The following is a 1,930-nucleotide window of genomic DNA, read 5'->3' as shown; positions in this document are numbered from 1 at the left end:
TACCTATGCTACTTAATAAAAGCTATAATGAATAGTTAGGCAGTTAAACAAAAGTGCGGGGCAGTTAATATATTGCAATTTACTGGCTTGAACAGCTTCATTATGATTAATACGACTACCTGCTTAGCACATATAACTAGACTATTGGTAGGTTGGATTATACTCATACTCTCCAACACTCATCTACTTTCGGCTCAGAATGCTGACCAATTACATCCTAATGTCATTTTCATTCTGGTGGATGATCTGGGGTACGGAGATGTGAATTTTAACTTACCCGAAGGCGAAGAATTTCGTAACCCCTACGTGCGGACGCCAAATCTAGCCAAGCTCGCTGGGGAAAGCCTCGTTTTACGACATCACTACGCAGCTTCACCGGTATGTTCTCCTTCCCGAGCCGGTCTGCTCACCGGTAGAACCCCAACGCGCCATAATATCAATTTATACATTCGTGACAATCGGGATGATGATCTTATTTTTCTACCCGGTCGAGAGGTTACTATAGCTGAAGTACTACAGTCAGCGGGTTATCAAACGGCTATTTTCGGCAAGTGGCACTTGAACGGAGCTGATTGGGAAGATCCAAAGAGTTGGAATGGTTGGACGGGTTCTTTTCCTAAACAACAAGGTTTTGAGGCAGGTATGGTCAGTAAGGAGAATCCCCACTTCACCCGACTACTAAAAACAAACACCCAAAAGCATCCGGGCGACTTCTTCAGTGTAAATGGTAAACCTCTCGGGCCCATCAAAGGCTACACTAGCGATATTATTACCGAAGCCGCAACGAGTTGGCTGGAGAAACAGCGAGATACTTCCTGTCTGTTCTTCCTGTATTTGCCGTACGATGCGGTGCATATCCGAGTAGCTGCGGCGGATGAATACGTAAATAGATATAATACGGGCGATGCTCGGAAAGATGCATACTATGCCAATATCACCCATCTGGATGCCGCCATTGGCAGGCTGCTTAACAATTTAGATTCACTAGGTCTTACCGATAATACTCTTCTATTCTTTTCTAGCGACAATGGTCCCGATGTACTGAAGAAGTGGGAGGCTACTTATTACTGTTACGGAACTTCCTATCCTTTAGTAGGGCAGAAGTATCAGCTTTACGAAGGAGGAATCCGGGTGCCCGGTTTAGTTCGCTGGCCGGGTAAAATCGCTCCCGGAATCTCGGATGCTCCGAACAGCACGTTGGATATTTTACCAACACTCTGCGCGTTGGTAGGGCAACCCCAACCCGCTGGTCGAGCACTAGATGGAGTTAGTATTTTAAGCCATCTAATTAGTAGGAAATCCATTGAACGAGAAAGGCCACTGTACTGGCAGTTTGAAGATCCTCGAGAGTTTGTTACAGTAGGTGAGGGGTATAACCGTCGGCTGGATGGTAGCCAGCAAGTAGATAAACCGAGTCCGGCAGTTGCAATCCGAGCAGGCAATTACGTTTTAAGAGGATTTCAGACCGAAGAATTTACGCTGCCAACCCAATATACTTTGTACGATATAGTAAACGATCCTAAAGAGCAGCAGGAGCTGTCTGAAGTAGAAAGTGACCTATTTGCATCGTTGAAGCAAAAGCTAATCAATATGTATCAAGAGGTAAATGCTGAACGGATAAAAACCGCTACCGCAATCAAGCAGAAAATATCCCAAGTAGAGCGCTGAGCTGTATCCACTATTAAAGTCACATCAGTGAACTGTATTAAGAGTTCTAATTTTTTCGAGAAAAAGAAGTTGTCTCACCTAATTTAATTAATTCTTTCTTGAGAGTTTGCCGCAGAGCACTTGAAAATTTTGGGATTTCTGCACGAAAAATAGGCATTTATGTTTTTTCGGTTCTCAAACGAAGATTTTGAATGTCAATAACGAAAACCAAATACTGCGTTTGCTGCTGATCTGCGAAATTTGGTGCGGAAGTTCTAAATTG

The 1,930-nt window shown here is 43.8% G+C and carries 1 protein-coding gene; it reads left to right on the top strand.

Going from position 1 to position 1,930, the window contains the following annotated elements:
• Positions 1 to 102 precede the first annotated feature (102 nt).
• The gene (locus WBA23_RS11805) at positions 103 to 1,668 is read left to right on the top strand and encodes a sulfatase-like hydrolase/transferase (protein WP_424582481.1); all 1,566 of its coding nucleotides are present in this window, start codon (positions 103 to 105) and stop codon (positions 1,666 to 1,668) included.
• Positions 1,669 to 1,930 lie beyond the last annotated feature (262 nt).

The organism is Tunicatimonas sp. (assembly GCF_049647865.1).
In the GTDB taxonomy this organism is placed as follows: Bacteria; Bacteroidota; Bacteroidia; order Cytophagales; family Cyclobacteriaceae; genus Tunicatimonas.
The sequence above is the reverse complement of the archived record's forward strand: the minus strand, read 5'-3'. Positions and strand labels throughout refer to the sequence as shown.

Excerpts from the sequence above, each read along its gene's own strand:
- WBA23_RS11805 (WP_424582481.1), top strand. The coding sequence starts at position 103 with ATGATTAATACGACTACCTGCTTAGCACATATAACTAGACTATTGGTA.